Origin of the sequence: Shewanella sp. HN-41 (assembly GCF_000217915.1) — a bacterium.
GTDB lineage: Bacteria > Pseudomonadota > Gammaproteobacteria > Enterobacterales > Shewanellaceae > Shewanella.
In genome coordinates this window covers 1-14739 of sequence record NZ_AFOZ01000013.1, presented here as the reverse complement: position 1 = coordinate 14739, position 14739 = coordinate 1, and the positions used below count along the sequence as shown (strand labels likewise).

13 protein-coding genes and 1 pseudogene are annotated in these 14739 nt (G+C 48.2%); 6 read left to right on the top strand and 8 right to left on the bottom strand.

What is annotated here, in order from left to right; genetic code table 11:
- Window positions 1-524: 524 nt before the first annotated feature.
- From SOHN41_RS01695 to SOHN41_RS01680, 4 genes are all read right to left on the bottom strand, one after another.
- Entirely contained in the window at window positions 525-1166 is a 642-nt protein-coding gene (locus tag SOHN41_RS01695; protein WP_007644881.1) for a response regulator transcription factor, read from the bottom strand.
- Window positions 1141-2220, bottom strand: a complete 1080-nt coding sequence (locus tag SOHN41_RS19565; RefSeq protein ID WP_158091847.1) for a PAS domain S-box protein — start codon at window positions 2218-2220, stop codon at window positions 1141-1143. The genes SOHN41_RS01695 and SOHN41_RS19565 overlap by 26 nt, the downstream gene beginning before the upstream one ends.
- Window positions 2221-2533: 313 nt before the next feature.
- Window positions 2534-2983 (bottom strand): Hsp20/alpha crystallin family protein, encoded by a 450-nt coding sequence (locus SOHN41_RS01685; RefSeq protein WP_007644877.1) that lies wholly within the window; start codon window positions 2981-2983, stop codon window positions 2534-2536.
- A gap of 27 nt (window positions 2984-3010) precedes the next feature.
- On the bottom strand, window positions 3011-3481 hold the full coding sequence (locus tag SOHN41_RS01680; protein WP_007644875.1) for a CBS domain-containing protein: 471 nt from the start codon (window positions 3479-3481) through the stop codon (window positions 3011-3013).
- Window positions 3482-3815: 334 nt separating this feature from the next.
- Here SOHN41_RS01680 and SOHN41_RS01675 point away from each other — a divergent pair, with 334 nt between their 5' ends.
- The 5 genes from SOHN41_RS01675 to napB are packed head-to-tail and all read left to right on the top strand — an operon-like array spanning window position 3816 to window position 8777.
- Window positions 3816-4085 carry a chaperone NapD gene (locus tag SOHN41_RS01675; protein WP_007644873.1) on the top strand — a complete coding sequence of 90 codons (270 nt, stop codon included), beginning with the start codon at window positions 3816-3818 and terminating at the stop codon, window positions 4083-4085.
- A complete protein-coding gene (gene napA, locus SOHN41_RS01670; protein WP_007644871.1) occupies window positions 4082-6562 on the top strand; it encodes a nitrate reductase catalytic subunit NapA in 2481 nt (826 codons plus the stop codon). The genes SOHN41_RS01675 and napA overlap by 4 nt, the downstream gene beginning before the upstream one ends.
- A gap of 51 nt (window positions 6563-6613) precedes the next feature.
- Window positions 6614-7348: a ferredoxin-type protein NapG gene (gene napG / locus SOHN41_RS01665; protein ID WP_037457833.1), complete on the top strand. Its 735-nt coding sequence runs from the start codon at window positions 6614-6616 to the stop codon at window positions 7346-7348.
- A 41-nt stretch (window positions 7349-7389) separates the two neighbouring features.
- The gene (napH, locus tag SOHN41_RS01660) at window positions 7390-8349 is read left to right on the top strand and encodes a quinol dehydrogenase ferredoxin subunit NapH (protein ID WP_007644868.1); all 960 of its coding nucleotides are present in this window, start codon (window positions 7390-7392) and stop codon (window positions 8347-8349) included.
- The gene (gene napB, locus SOHN41_RS01655; RefSeq protein WP_007644867.1) at window positions 8346-8777 is read left to right on the top strand and encodes a nitrate reductase cytochrome c-type subunit NapB; all 432 of its coding nucleotides are present in this window, start codon (window positions 8346-8348) and stop codon (window positions 8775-8777) included. Before napH ends, napB begins: the two co-directional genes overlap by 4 nt.
- Before the next feature lie 220 nt (window positions 8778-8997).
- Here napB and SOHN41_RS01650 read toward each other — a convergent pair whose 3' ends face one another.
- A complete protein-coding gene (locus tag SOHN41_RS01650; protein ID WP_007644866.1) occupies window positions 8998-9150 on the bottom strand; it encodes a hypothetical protein in 153 nt (50 codons plus the stop codon).
- Between the two features lie 94 nt (window positions 9151-9244).
- On the opposite strand from SOHN41_RS01650, the gene SOHN41_RS01645 reads away from it, so the two are divergent.
- Window positions 9245-10132 carry a LysR family transcriptional regulator gene (locus SOHN41_RS01645; protein WP_007644865.1) on the top strand — a complete coding sequence of 296 codons (888 nt, stop codon included), beginning with the start codon at window positions 9245-9247 and terminating at the stop codon, window positions 10130-10132.
- A gap of 135 nt (window positions 10133-10267) precedes the next feature.
- Here SOHN41_RS01645 and fusA read toward each other — a convergent pair whose 3' ends face one another.
- The 3 genes and pseudogenes from fusA to SOHN41_RS01630 form a co-directional block, all read right to left on the bottom strand.
- On the bottom strand, window positions 10268-12361 hold the full coding sequence (fusA, locus tag SOHN41_RS01640; protein ID WP_007644864.1) for an elongation factor G: 2094 nt from the start codon (window positions 12359-12361) through the stop codon (window positions 10268-10270).
- Window positions 12362-12812: 451 nt separating this feature from the next.
- Entirely contained in the window at window positions 12813-14264 is a 1452-nt protein-coding gene (locus SOHN41_RS01635) for a diguanylate cyclase (protein ID WP_007644862.1), read from the bottom strand.
- Between the two features lie 155 nt (window positions 14265-14419).
- Window positions 14420-14739 (bottom strand): annotated as a pseudogene (locus SOHN41_RS01630) (acetyl-CoA carboxylase biotin carboxyl carrier protein); the annotation flags it as partial.

Genomic DNA, 14739 nt, shown 5'->3' with positions numbered 1-14739 from the left:
TTATCTTGCAGGTAGATGTATAGTTTGTCGGAGATGTAGTGTCGTTCGACCTGTTTGCTCATCATCTGCGTCTGATGTGGGTTTGAAAAGTCTGCACATTAAATCATAACAATATGAAAATAATAGCAATATTACACAGCATCCATTAAAAATCCGCCGCCCTTAAAAGCGTGCCAGTTCGAGTCTGGCCACTGGTACCATCTCTTAAAGAGATATAAACCGACCTTAGCGTCGGTTTTTTTGTCTCTAAAATTTTTGTATCTATAATACCCACCACTTGTTTGTTCGTGCAGTTCAGGCTGCGATTTTTGTATCGCTATGTCCGAAGGCACCCTTCCTGTTCCTGCTTTTCCAGCTGTCCCACCGACTAAGATAAGAAAAGTAGTGTGACATGGTTAAATCCCAAACGAGTAGATGTAGCCATATCGCCATGACCAGTAACATGAGAGAATTTTCCAGTTCAGAGCAACATATCCTGAATAGTGGGCTAATGTCGGGGACGGGATCTGGAGCGCGGTTCAAGGTCATAACTCCATCACCCAGGCTACGGCGTGCCGGATCAGACTGTTGTTGTCCGCGATGCAAAGTTTTTCCTTGATATGCTCCTTATGGGAGTCCACAGTCTTACTGCTTAGGTGTAGCTCAGCTGCGATCCGCTTGGTGGAATAACCCTGTCCCAGCATCATATAGACTTCCATCTCACGGTCAGACAATCTGGACGCACAGGGGGAGTTAATGTCGCTTTGCCCCTGCAATTGACTGCGAAGCAGCTGCTCGGCCATCACAGTGCTGAGATACAATTTCCCCTTTAGTACTTGACGGATGGCGGGCACAATATTGGTGACAGCTTCAGCCTTGTTGAGGTAGCCGTTGGCGCCAGCCCTGATCACCCGTTCGGCAAACAGATTTTCTTCATACATGGAGATCACGAGTATCGGCGTGTGGATGTCCTGAGCACGGACACTTTTGATCAGTTGCAGGCCGCAGCCCTCCCCCAAGTTGAGATCCACTACCAGCACATCAGGTTTAAGTTCATGCACCAAACGCTGAGCTTCAGGCACAGACTCTGCTTCACCGCATAATTGCAGATCCGTCTCGGCCTCTATCAGTGAGGCCATTCCACGGCGATAAACCGGATGATCATCGATCAACAATATCCTGTTCATACCATTGTCCTGTGTTGTGACTGTGTTTTGACCTAGCATAAAGACATTGGATGTGGGTGCCCTTATTGGCAGAGGACTCAATACTCAACCTAGCGCCTATCACATGGGCGCGGAAGTAGATGTTGCGCAATCCTTGGCCATCCTTGATCAACCGACCATCACGGATCTTTAACGTCGGTGACAGGCCTTTACCATCGTCTTGAATATCCAGACAGATATGTTCGGCCGTTTGCTCTAGTCGCAGTTCTATGAGGCTAGCCTCGGCATGTTTTAAGGCGTTGTACACAGCTTCACGGGCGATCCTATACAACTGGACCTCTACACCATAATCCCCCACAGCCCACTTGCCGCTAAATACCATCCGCACCTGTGCTTCCCCATAGCCATTGCATTTGTCGATAAAGCGCCTGAGCGCCACCTCTAGACCCTGCTCCTCCAACTCCACCGTGGCCAACTCGTTGATCACATTCCTAATATTTCTGACATTCTGCTGTAATTCTTCGCTTAAACTCAGCAATGGCTGCCATAGGGCATGACCGTCTTTCTCCAACTGATTGGCCAGTCCTCGCGCTAGCATAGCTTGTCCCGTTAAATTCTGGCCAAGATCGTCATGGAGTTCCCGACTGATACGATTACGCTCTATCTCACAGGATTGCAGGGCTTCCCTTTCCAATAGTACCTGCTCGGACATATCACGGATAATTCCAACAAACCGAGGAAAGCCCTCGACTCTGCGGACTAATAGGTTAATGGGAAACAGACTACCGCCTTTGCGCCTAGCCACTAATTCCCGATTTATACCGATGACTCTAGCTTCGTTCGTCCGCAGATAGCGGTCAATATAACCATCATGCTCTTTGGCGTAGGGCTCAGGCATCAACAGCGAGATATTCCGCCCGATTAACTCCTGTGGTTTGTAGTCGAATAAGCTCTGAAGCGCTGAGTTAACATGCAGAACAGTGCCTCGATAATCAATGATAACAATAACATCAGCGGCCGCTTGTAGAATGGCTCGTAATTCCTCGCTGCTTTCCTCCAGCAGAGTCTGATTCATGTCACCAACCATGATGTAGCCTTCGAAACCCAAGGTTAATATAGAGAGTTAGTAATTATAGAAGATCCGATGGCATAAGCGTTGAAGTTAACGACTTATCCGACATTATCTGTGTTAACTGTTTTGAATTGTCGAGTTGGGCGAAGATGGGGCAGTGAGGAGCATAAAACTTAGGCCTAGAGACAAACATAAACTCGGCGTTTAAGGGTTGGAAGCGGTTCTGCCATACCTACTCCCTTTGCATAACATACTGCCTATCAATAAGATGCCATGCGTGAGGCATGGCATCTTAGGATTAATAGTAACAAAAGCCTCAATTGATGCTAATGGTCTTAACTTCTTTTTTCTTGCCAGGGATCTTGCTCAGATGAACCTGTAACAGGCCATCCTTACATTCAGCCTTAATATGACCTTGGTCGACATAATCGGGTAAATGGAAACTGCGCAGGAAGCTACCATAGCCTCTCTCGAGGCGCACATAATTGTCACCCTTGTCTTCCTTTTCATGCTTGCGTTCACCGCGAATAATGAGAGCACCGTCATCAATTTCAACGCTCAGATCCTTGCGTTCCATGCCGGGTACATCCATTTTCACTAGGATTTCCTGATCGTTTTCCAACACATCCATGGAAGGGCTCCAACGTACTTCCATAGGAAATGCCGATCCGCCATTAAATAAACTGTCGTAGAGGGAACCCATGCCATTGAAGGGGTCCCAACGGGACAATTGACTACCAGTACCGAGAGTGGGAAACAGGTTCATAATCTTGCTCCTATTATGGTTAATGGATCAGGCGATGGATGAAACCTTCGCCAGGGTTCTGTGGGTACAAACGGACGCTAAAGTGTCGGCCACCTCATTGGCTTTGATGGCCTTACCGCTGTCGGCCTTGTAAGCCCGAGCGATGTCATTAAGGGAAAGGATGCCGACCTGTTGCTGCTTGCCATCCAACACAGGAAGACGTCTTAACTGTTTGGATTGCATTAGTTCTTCTGCGACTGAGAGCTCATCGTTGATGCCGATACTGACCAAGCACTTAGACATGGCTTCACTGACCAAGATGTCCCGTAAGGGTCGTCCCTGAATGAACCCTGCCATGGCGATATCACGGTCGGTGACCATGCCGATGACTTGCAACTCATTGTTAAGAACGGGTAACGCACCACAATCGACCTCCCACATGATTTTTGCGGCTTGCAGAAGAGACTCCTCAGCCTTGATGCATCTGACATCGGGTGTCATACAGGATTGGACTTTCATACTCGTCCTCCTTTTCGTTAATCCTGATACATCATAGCCCCTGCCAGCCAAGGCGGAATTCGGAGAACCCCTTGTTTTCGACTAGGGAATTTCCCTATTAGCAGACGGGTCACAGGCAATCTGGGTTCTGTATAAAAGGTAGTCGGCTGCTTAAATTTCAAACTGAGAGTTAGATCACGCGTAAAACTTTGATCCGGATCGACTATCCCCTTCAATACCTCTTCGGAGGTATACCCACAATTTTTATCAGGTCTAGACTCGCCTATATCAGCACTCGGCTGCCCCGCTTTTTATCTCCAGCAACTGAGTGAACACCACCTAAAGGTCACCCGCTATGAGTCAGGAATACCATGTCACCAGCCTTGTGGTACATGCTGCCCCGAATGCCTTACAACAGGTTGAGGCCGATATTGCCGCATTAAAGGGCTGCGATATCCACGCCGTTTCACCCGAGGGGAAGTTCGTTATCACCCTCGAAGGGGATAGCCAAAAAGCCATTCTCGACAATGTTGAAGCCATCAATGCCCTGTCCGGCGTGTTATCCGCCAGTTTGATTTACCACCAAGTAGAACCCTTAGAACAAGAGAGTGAGGAAACACTATGAGCATTAGCCGCCGCGAGTTTCTCAAGGCTAACGCAGCGGTTGCCGCTGCCACGGCCGTTGGCGTCACGCTTCCCGTGAAAATGGTCGAAGCCGCCGAGTCAGATAACATTAAGTGGGATAAAGCACCCTGCCGCTTCTGCGGTGTGGGTTGTAGCGTATTAGTCGGCACCAAAGCGGGTAAAGTGGTCGCGACTAAGGGCGATCCCGAAAGCCCAGTTAACCGTGGTTTGAACTGTATTAAAGGTTATTTCCTGTCGAAAATCATGTACGGCAAGGACAGATTAACCACGCCGCTACTGCGGATGAAGGATGGCCAATACCATAAAGAAGGCGAGTTTACCCCAGTTAGTTGGGATGTTGCCTTAGACACTATGGCCGCAAAGTGGAAACACAGCCTCGCCACTAAGGGCCCAACCTCAGTCGGTATGTTCGGCTCAGGCCAATGGACCATTTGGGAAGGTTATGCCGCCTCTAAATTGCATAAGGCTGGATTCTTAACCAACAATATCGACCCTAACGCCCGCCACTGTATGGCATCGGCCGTGGGTGGCTTTATGCGTACCTTCGGTATCGACGAGCCTATGGGCTGTTACGATGACTTAGAAGCAGCCGATCACTTTGTGCTCTGGGGCGCCAACATGGCCGAGATGCACCCAATCCTGTGGGCGCGTTTATCGGATCGCCGTCTAAGCAACAAAGATAGCCGCGTGCATGTGTTATCGACCTTCGAGAACCGCAGCTTCGACCTAGCGGACAACCCTATGGTGTTCCGCCCACAGTCAGATCTTGTGATCCTCAACTTTATCGCTAACTACATCATCCAAAACAAGGCCGTGAATACCGACTTTGTGACTAAACATACTAAGTTTGCCCTCGGTGTGGATGATATCGGCTATGGCCTGCGCCCAGATCATCCGTTAGAGAAGAAAGCCAAAAACCCAGGCAATGGCAAATCCAGCCCTATCAGCTTCGAAGAATACGCTAAGTTCGTCAGCACTTATACGCTGGAATATGCGGCGAAAATGAGTGGTGTGGAGCCTGAAAGATTAGAAACCTTAGCTAAGGCCTATGCCGATCCTAAGGTCAAAGTCATGAGTCTGTGGACCATGGGGATCAACCAACACGTACGTGGTGTATGGGCAAACAACATGCTCTACAACATCCACTTACTCACAGGCAAAATCGCCACCCCAGGCAACAGCCCATTCTCATTAACGGGTCAACCATCGGCCTGTGGTACCGCCCGTGAAGTCGGCACCTTTGCTCACCGTCTGCCTGCGGACATGGTGGTGAATAACGATAAGCACCGCGCCATCACTGAAAAAGTCTGGCAGGTGCCAGAAGGCACGATTCCGCCAAAACCGGGCTTCCATGCCGTGCTGCAAAGCCGCATGCTCAAAGACGGTAAGCTCAACTGCTATTGGACCATGTGTACCAACAATATGCAGGCGGGCCCGAATATCAACGATGAAATTTATCCCGGTTTCCGTAACCCTGAAAACTTTATCGTAGTCTCAGATCCATACCCAACCGTCACCGCCATGGCAGCTGACTTGATCCTGCCCACCGCTATGTGGGTAGAGAAAGAAGGTGCCTACGGTAACGCCGAGCGCCGCACCCATATGTGGCATCAACAGGTCAAAGCGCCTGAGGGAGCTAAGTCGGATCTGTGGCAATTAGTCGAGTTCTCAAAACGCTTTAAAGTGTCTGAAGTCTGGCCCGCTGAGCTTATCGCTAAACAGCCAGAATACGCTGACAAGACGCTTTATGAAGTGCTGTTTGCCAACGGCGTCATCAACAAGTTCCCAACCACAGATTGTAAAGCCGAGTTAAACGATGAAAGCGCGCATTTTGGCTTCTATCTACAAAAAGGCATTTTCGAAGAATACGCCACCTTCGGTCGCGGCCATGGCCATGACTTAGCCGACTTTGACCGTTACCACGAAACCCGCGGCCTACGTTGGCCTGTGGTTGAGGGTAAAGAAACCCTACGCCGCTTCGTTGAAGGTAGCGATCCCTATGTGAAGGCGGGTGAAGGTTTTAACTTCTACGGAAAACCCGATGGCAAAGCGGTGATTTTCGCCCTGCCCTACGAGCCTGCGGCAGAAGAGCCTAATGCTGAATACGATCTGTGGATGTCTACCGGCCGCGTACTCGAACACTGGCATACAGGTTCGATGACCGCCCGCGTCCCTGAGCTATACCGTGCCTATCCCGATGCTCAAATCTTCATGCATCCAGAAGACGCTAAGGCCCGTGGCGTACAACGCGGTGATGAAGTGATAGTCGCTTCTCCCCGTGGTGAGGTCAAAACCCGTGTCGAAACCAAAGGCCGTAACAAACCGCCACGCGGCGTGGTGTTTATGCCCTTCTTCGATGCGCGTCAGTTAGTCAACAAGTTGATTCTGGATGCGACCGATCCACTGTCAAAAGAAACTGACTTTAAGAAGTGCCCAGTAAAAGTGATGAAGGCCTAAGCCCTCATTTGATAGCGATGAGCTTATTTGAAAGCGATTAAGGAGTCTAAGGTGAGTCAGCAAGTGAAGAGTCCATTCACAGTCAAGCAAGTCAATCGTCGCCAGTTTTTGGCAACGACGGCTAAGGCTGGCTGCGTGATGGGACTTGTGGGATTAGGCCTGACGGCTACGGCAAAAAGCCAAGGCCAGCTCGCCCCCCAAGCTTGCAGACCGCCGGGAGCCCTTGAAGAAAGCGATTTTCTCTCTGCCTGCGTGCGCTGCGGCTTGTGTGTTGAGGCTTGCCCCTACGACACCCTATCGCTGGCACGTTGGTTTGATGGCGCCGCCACTGGTACGCCATTCTTTACCGCAAGACGCATTCCCTGCGAGATGTGTGAGGATATTCCCTGCATAAAAGCCTGCCCATCGGGAGCGCTTGATCCTCAACTTGAGCAAATTAGCGACGCTAAGATGGGGGTTGCGGTACTAATAGATGAGAAAAACTGCCTTAACTTTAAGGGATTACGTTGTGACGTTTGTTATCGGGTTTGTCCGTTAATCGACAATGCCATCACCTTAGAACGCCAACGCAATCAACATAGCGATCACCACGCCATGTTTTTACCCACAGTCAACAGCGATACCTGTACGGGTTGCGGTAAATGCGAGCATGCCTGCGTGCTCGACACGGCCGCGATTAAGGTGTTACCGACTGCCCTCGCGCTCGGTAAAGCGGCGGCGCATGACACTTATATCAACACCGAGGAAACCACCCTAGAGATGTTGAATAAGGGGCTGAGCCTATGAGTAACAAGTCTGTCAGTAACAAGTCTATGAATAACCAGACCATGAACTCAAAGGCCAAAGCCTACATGCAAGGCGAACATGCCGCAGCCATTGCAGAACTCGGATGGTTTGGCGCGCACAAATATTTGCTACTACGCCGCGCGGTGCAATTCGGCTTATTAGGCTTATTTGCACTTGGGCCATTACTGGGAATTTGGCTATTTAAGGGTAATTTATCGGCCAGTTTATTACTCGATACCATTCCCTTTGCCGATCCACTGGTGAGCTTACAAATGCTCATTAGCGGGCATATTCCCGAGCTTAGCCTATTGATAGGCGCTGCCTTGGTGATCATGTTTTATGCCCTCGCCGGTGGCAGGGTGTTTTGCAGCTGGGTGTGTCCGGTCAATCTGGTTACCGATACCGCAAGCTGGCTTAGACGTAAACTGAACCTCCCTCGCACCAGCGAGTTACCGCGCAATTTACGTTACTACCTGCTGACACTCGTGCTGTTATTGCCGCTGCTCACTGGCAGCTTGATTTGGGAATGGGTCAACCCTGTGCCCTTAGTTTATCGCGCCGTGCTATTTGGCAGCCTCAGTGGTTTATGGATCTTGGTGGCGATATTTCTGCTGGATCTGTTTATCGCCGAGCGTGCTTGGTGCGGTCACCTGTGCCCAACGGGCGCCCTGTTCGGCTTAGTCGGCAAATGGAGCCCCATCAAAATCGTCGCTAGCAAAGCCAGTGCCTGTGATAGCTGCATGGACTGCTTTGCCGTTTGCCCCGAACGCCAGGTATTAAAACCCGCGTTAAAAGGGCAAAACCCGGTGATATCAAGCCCTGACTGCACCCAATGCGGTCGCTGTATCGATGTCTGCGCACAACGCGTATTTCGCTATCAAACTCGTTTTACTGGAGCTAAGACTCCACTGAATACAGGTGACTCGACCGATAGTCAGTCGCCACTTATCTCTTCACCAATTCGTCAACACATTGCCCCCAAGGCGGAGAATGACCAATGAAAAAAATACTCACCTTAGCCGCGATTGTATTAGCCATCGGCGGCTGCTCAGGCCAGCAAACGGACATCAATCCAGCGCCCGTTAATATCAAGTCCCTCGCAGGCGATAGCGCGGTCACGGATATTCGCCCTGCCGATGCTATGCCAGTGTATCCGAGTCGTGGAACAGCATTGGAGCGCAGCTTTACCGACCAACCACCACTGATCCCCCATAAGGATGATTACAAAATAACCTTAGATAAGAATGGCTGCTTAACCTGTCATAGCTGGGATAAAGCAAAACGTATGAAGGCAACCCCAGTGGCAAGATCCCACGTTATCGACGATAAGGGTACGCTCAATGGCCAGAACTATTTCTGTACCCAGTGCCATGTCGCACAGGCGGAAAACAAGATGCCCTTAGTCGAGAACAAGTTTTCAAATCAATAAAACAGCACTTCCCTGCCCGTAAAAGCCACTGCTAATCCAGTGGCTTTTTACTCTCCCAAATTTAAAGTCTTAGAGATAAGCTTTTGCGCCATTCAGGGTTAAAAAAGCAGTGTAAAAACTCTGTGTTTAAAAAGCAGTGCGGTGAGATATTAGGCGAGGGAAAGATAAAGGTGGAGAAATGTGTAAAACGCGAAGAATACTAAAAAAGTAAAAACCCAGCCTAGGCTGGGTTTACTTGTTGTTTTGCTTTATGCAAATCACCCGCTGGAGCCGTTAATCTGGTTTGCGCCGTTTTAGCTGTTTGCACATTCTTTGCCTCAGGCATAGCCGCCTGCCACAAAGCCCCTACCCATAAACTTGATGTGAATTTCATCGATAAATCTCCTGTTCTGTTAACAAGCTCAAAGTAATACTTAGGCCATCATCAGTAAAATGAATTAACGCCATACAATGGATTCCATTTCAGCATGAACATTCCAATCAAGACCTTGCAATGTTTTTTGATTCTGGTCGAAACGGAAAACTTCACCCGTGCCGCCCAAAAATGCTTTATCACCCAACCGACGCTCAGCAAGATCATCCAAAGGCTCGAAGAGAGTTTGGGAGAGACACTGCTTATCCGTAACAATCAAAAGGTAGAGCTCACCCAGGCGGGACAAATATTTGAGCACAGCGCGCGGGAAATCCTCGGCCAATGGCATAGATTGCAGGAGGATATGAGTAACCTGAGTGGCCTAAAATCGGGGCGGCTTAGACTGGGCGTATGCCCAATGATGAGCAGCTTGATTATCAGTCTGTTGACCAGCTACCGGAGGCGCTATCCGGGAATTGAACTGCAAATGTATGAATACGGCGGTTTTGGCTGCGAACAGGCCCTGCTGAACAACAGCTTAGATATCGCCTTTACCGCGCTGCCGACCACCCATGAAGTCGAACTGGTGAACCAACCCCTCACTAAGTATCCTTTACTCGCCTGCATACCCGAGGGGCATCCCCTAGCCGATAAACCCCAGATCAAATGGCAGGATTTTGAGCCTTATCCCTTTATTCTCTATAACGAGGACTTCTCCCTCGCTAAGTTGATAAATAGGCTCAGTCGTAAGGCTGGCGTGCAATTGAATATCGCCTTTCGCAGTGGCCAATGGGACTTTCTTGCGGCCATGGTCGAAGCCGATATGGGGGTAGCGATTTTACCAGAACCCATATGCCATAGGTTAAGTACCAGCAAACTGGTCTTTAAACCCATGCAACCCGCCATGACCTGGGACTTAGCCCTGATTTGGCGCCAGAGTTTACCCTTAACCCCCGCAGCCAATGCCCTACTGGAATTAAGTAAACAAAAGACCGAGTCCTAAGAATCCGTCAACCGTCAACCGTCAACCGTCAACCGTCAACCGTCAACCGTCAACCGTCAACCAAAGTATCGCCCATAAAAAAAACGCTGCTAGCCTAGGGCTTAGCAGCGGTCTCTATGCGTGTCGAGTTAAGAATTACTTCTTAGCTTCAGCAGCTTTACGCTCTTTAACTTGAGCAACCACTTTTTCAGATACGCTGTTTGGACATGGCGTGTAGTGTGAGAACTCCATAGAGAACTGACCACGACCAGAAGTCATTGTACGTAGTGAACCGATGTAACCGAACATTTCTGATAACGGTACGTCAGCCTTGATACGAACACCAGTCACACCTGCGATTTGGTCTTTGATCATGCCGCGACGACGGTTTAAGTCACCGATCACGTCACCCACGTTGTCTTCTGGGCTGAACACGTCAACTTTCATGATTGGCTCAAGAAGTTGTGGTTTAGCTTTAGCGATAGACTGACGGAATGCCGCTTTAGCAGCGATTTCGAACGCGATGGCTGATGAGTCAACTGCGTGGTAAGCACCGTCAGTTAATTCGAACTCTACGTCTAACACTGGGAAGCCAGCGATAGTACCAGTGTTCATCATGCTCGCGAAACCTTTCTCAACTGCAGGCCAGAATTCCTTAGGAACGCTACCACCTACAACTGAAGATTTGAATACGAAACCAGTGTTTGGCTCACCTGGGCGGATGATGTATTCGATCTTACCGAATTGACCAGAACCACCAGATTGTTTCTTGTGGGTGTATTGGTCTTCAACCATTTGAGTAATAGTTTCACGGTAGGCCACTTGTGGCTCACCTACGATCAACTCAACACCGTAAGTACGCTTCAGGATGTCTACTTTAATATCTAAGTGAAGTTCACCCATACCTTTAAGGATGGTTTCACCTGAATCTTCGTCAGTTTCTACGCGGAATGATGGATCTTCAGCGATCATCTTACCGATAGCGATACCCATTTTCTCAGAGCCGCCTTTATCTTTTGGCGCAACAGCAATAGAAATTACTGGCTCAGGGAACACCATGGCTTCTAATGTACATGGGTGCTTAACATCACACAGAGTGTGACCAGTTTGCACGTTCTTCATGCCCACGATAGCGATAATGTCGCCAGCTTGAGCAGATTCAATTTCGATACGGTCGTCAGCGTACATTTCGCACATACGGCCGATACGCTCAGTTTTACCCGTCGCGCTGTTTAGGATGGTGTCACCCTTCTTCAGTTGACCTGAGTAGAGACGAACGAAAGTCAGGGCACCGAAACGGTCATCCATGATCTTGAACGCTAACGCTTTCAATGGCTCATCGGCAGAAACGATAGCGTATTCGCCAGTTTCGTTACCTTCTTCATCAGTCAAAGGCTGTGGATCAACTTCATCTGGTGCTGGTAAGTAATCAACAACAGCATCCAGAACCAGTTGCATACCTTTGTTCTTGAACGCAGAACCACAGTATGTTGGGAAGAATGCCATAGTACGAGTACCCGCACGGATACAACGCTTGATGTCTTCCAAAGATGGCTCTTCGCCTTCCATGTAAGCTTCCATGATTGCATCGTCCTGCTCAACAGCAGTCTCGATCAGCATTTCACGGTATTCTTCAACTTGGTCAACCATGTCAGCAGGAACGTCTGTTACTGTGTAGTTTTCTGGTAAACCAGAATCATCCCACACGTAAGCTTTACGAGTTAGCAGGTCAACAACACCCGTAAATTCGTCTTCGATACCGATTGGCAGAACCATAACCAGTGGGTTAGCCGCTAACACGTCTTTAGTTTGCTTAACAACACGTAGGAAGTCAGCACCCATACGGTCTAACTTGTTTACGAAGATGATACGAGCAACTTCAGATTCGTTCGCATAGCGCCAGTTAGTTTCTGATTGTGGCTCAACACCACCAGAACCACAGAATACACCGATACCGCCATCAAGCACTTTCAGAGAACGATAAACTTCAACTGTGAAGTCAACGTGCCCAGGGGTGTCAATAACGTTGAAACGGTGATCTTTCCAGAAGCAACTTACGGCAGCAGACTGAATAGTAATACCGCGCTCAGCTTCCTGTACCATGAAGTCAGTAGTAGATTCACCATCGTGAACTTCACCGATTTTATGGATTTTACCGGTTAGCTTAAGGATACGCTCGGTGGTCGTGGTTTTACCCGCGTCAACGTGAGCGAAGATACCAATGTTTCTGTATTTGGATAATTCGGTCATGATTCAACTTTAATGATTAGTTTAAGAAGTAGACGGAGTATGCGACAAACAACCGACACACCGCACATCAGATTATTTTAGGCGCATATTGTAAATTGGAACCTAGCTCTGCGCAAATGGCTCTTGCACATTTTCACAATAAAGTGGCGATAAAATTGAAAAATATTCGAAGAAAAACACATGAAAACAACCAAATAAAATACTTCAGCTTAAATTTCAAACAACTGATAAAAACCTGAGAAAATAGCGGATTTCAAATGATATTGATGTTTTTCCCGCCTTTTACCGCCTACGGGTACACAAAAACAGCTTCCTGAGCCCCCTGTCACCTGTAACAACGGTAAGCTATTAACATTAAACTCGGGTCAATTAATCGGATAAATGTGGATTCCCTTAATTAAAATGACAAATGCCGAGACTAAATCACAGATTAACGTCAAATTGATATAGGTTAGAGCACCTCATCGACACAAACTTGGTCTCTGCCTTGTACTTTAGCTCGATATAATGCCCTATCTGCTCGCTCGAAACAGGATTGCATCGGCTCATTTTCCATCAGCTTTGCGATGCCAAAACTGCAGGTTAAGTGCACGCCATCACTGAATTCATGCTCCCGTATCGTCCCTACGATCCTTTGACATAATGACTGAATCAAGGGGAGTGAGGATTGATGGCAAAGGATCACAAACTCCTCCCCGCCCCAACGTGCAACCACATCGCAATCACGCACACAGTGTTGTAATACGGCTGAGAGTTCGATAAGAATTTTATCGCCTATGGAGTGGCCATTAGTGTCATTAATTTCTTTAAAGTAGTCGATATCCACCATCACCAAGCATATGGCGGGATCCACATGCTCCGATGCCCGATGATCATCCATAAAATGTCGATCGAAGTAATGTCGATTATAAAGCTTAGTCAGGGGATCATGGGTCGATAAAAACTCCAGCTCGGTATTCTTTTCCTCAAGTTGCTGATGCAACCTTTCTAACTGTAGGTTTTTGCTCGTTAAGCGGCGGTTATATTGAATCATCAAGTAAGTGCGTGAACCGAGGAGGAGAAGGATAAACAAGGTAGCGGCAATGATTTGGTAGATCAGTCGATAATTGGTTTCATCGATAATAGTAACATTATTCCATTTTCGATAAATTTCAATATGTTCAAGTTCACTGATAGTCTCGAGGGCTTGATTGATGATAGGTAACAATGCCTCATTTCCTAAACTGACACCTATGCGTAATTCATCCTCGGGCCCACCCCAACCGGCAATTTTAAGGTGATTGAAACCCGTTTGTTGGATATAGGCATTCACGGAATACATTGAACCCACAAACAGATCCGCTTGTTTGGCAAGCACAGCCTCCAGCCCCTCAGGCTCATTATCCACGGTGATCGTCTGAACTTGGGGATAATAATGATGGATATATTCCGCCAATCGATACCCCTTAGGCACAGCTAAAATACGCCCACCTATGTTGTCAAACCCCTGCAAAAAGGGTTGTTCCATCAGAGATACCAGCACATTAGGCGAACGGAAATACACTTGGCTAAAGTGCAAATATTGCTCCCGCAAAGCAGTTTTATTGAGTAATGGGGTCAAGTCGCAACGCCCATTCTTCAAGAAAGACAAGGTTTCGCTCCAAGAACCTGTGATAACCAAACTGAATTTTAATGGCGTGTGGAATTGAATGTATTGGATATAGTCGGAGGATATACCCACATGTTTGCCATCACGAATGGCCTCATAGGGCAACCAGTCAGGGTCAACGCAGTAGCGAATAACTTTTTCACTGGTTCCGGCACTTTCCTCCGCCGATCTTAAATAGGTCGAAGCCAAATGCTCGGCATATGCCTGCAGAGGTGAAGACAGACATAAGGCTAGCAACCAATACCGAATACTCATCAATATTCTCAAGTAAACACAAGACTTAGCTGATTTAGATTTAAAAAGTGTATATGCGATGCGGTGATAATACCAATCGCCCGCCCTATAGCTTAACAAAGAGATAAAAAAATACCCGCCAGTGGCGGGTATTGAATATCGTTTGGCTAGAATGCTTAAGCTTCTACCGGTGATACCACAAACAGTAAGTCACCTTGAGACACTTGCTGACCATTGCTGTTCAGGATGCGCTCGATGCGATACTTCTGATCCTCAGGATAGAGTACGGCACCTTGGCGGTTAAAGCCTGCCAAGTTGACCTGTGAGAACATCTTCATCGCTTCTGTCAGCGCTAAAGTTTGCTCAACAGTGACAATATCACCTTCTTTCACGAAGTCAGGTTCACCCGGTGCAGGAGAGGTATAGAAGATACCCGCGCCTTGGGCTAATACTTCAATTCGTTACTCTCACCCACACGTAGGGACTCCGTATCGAC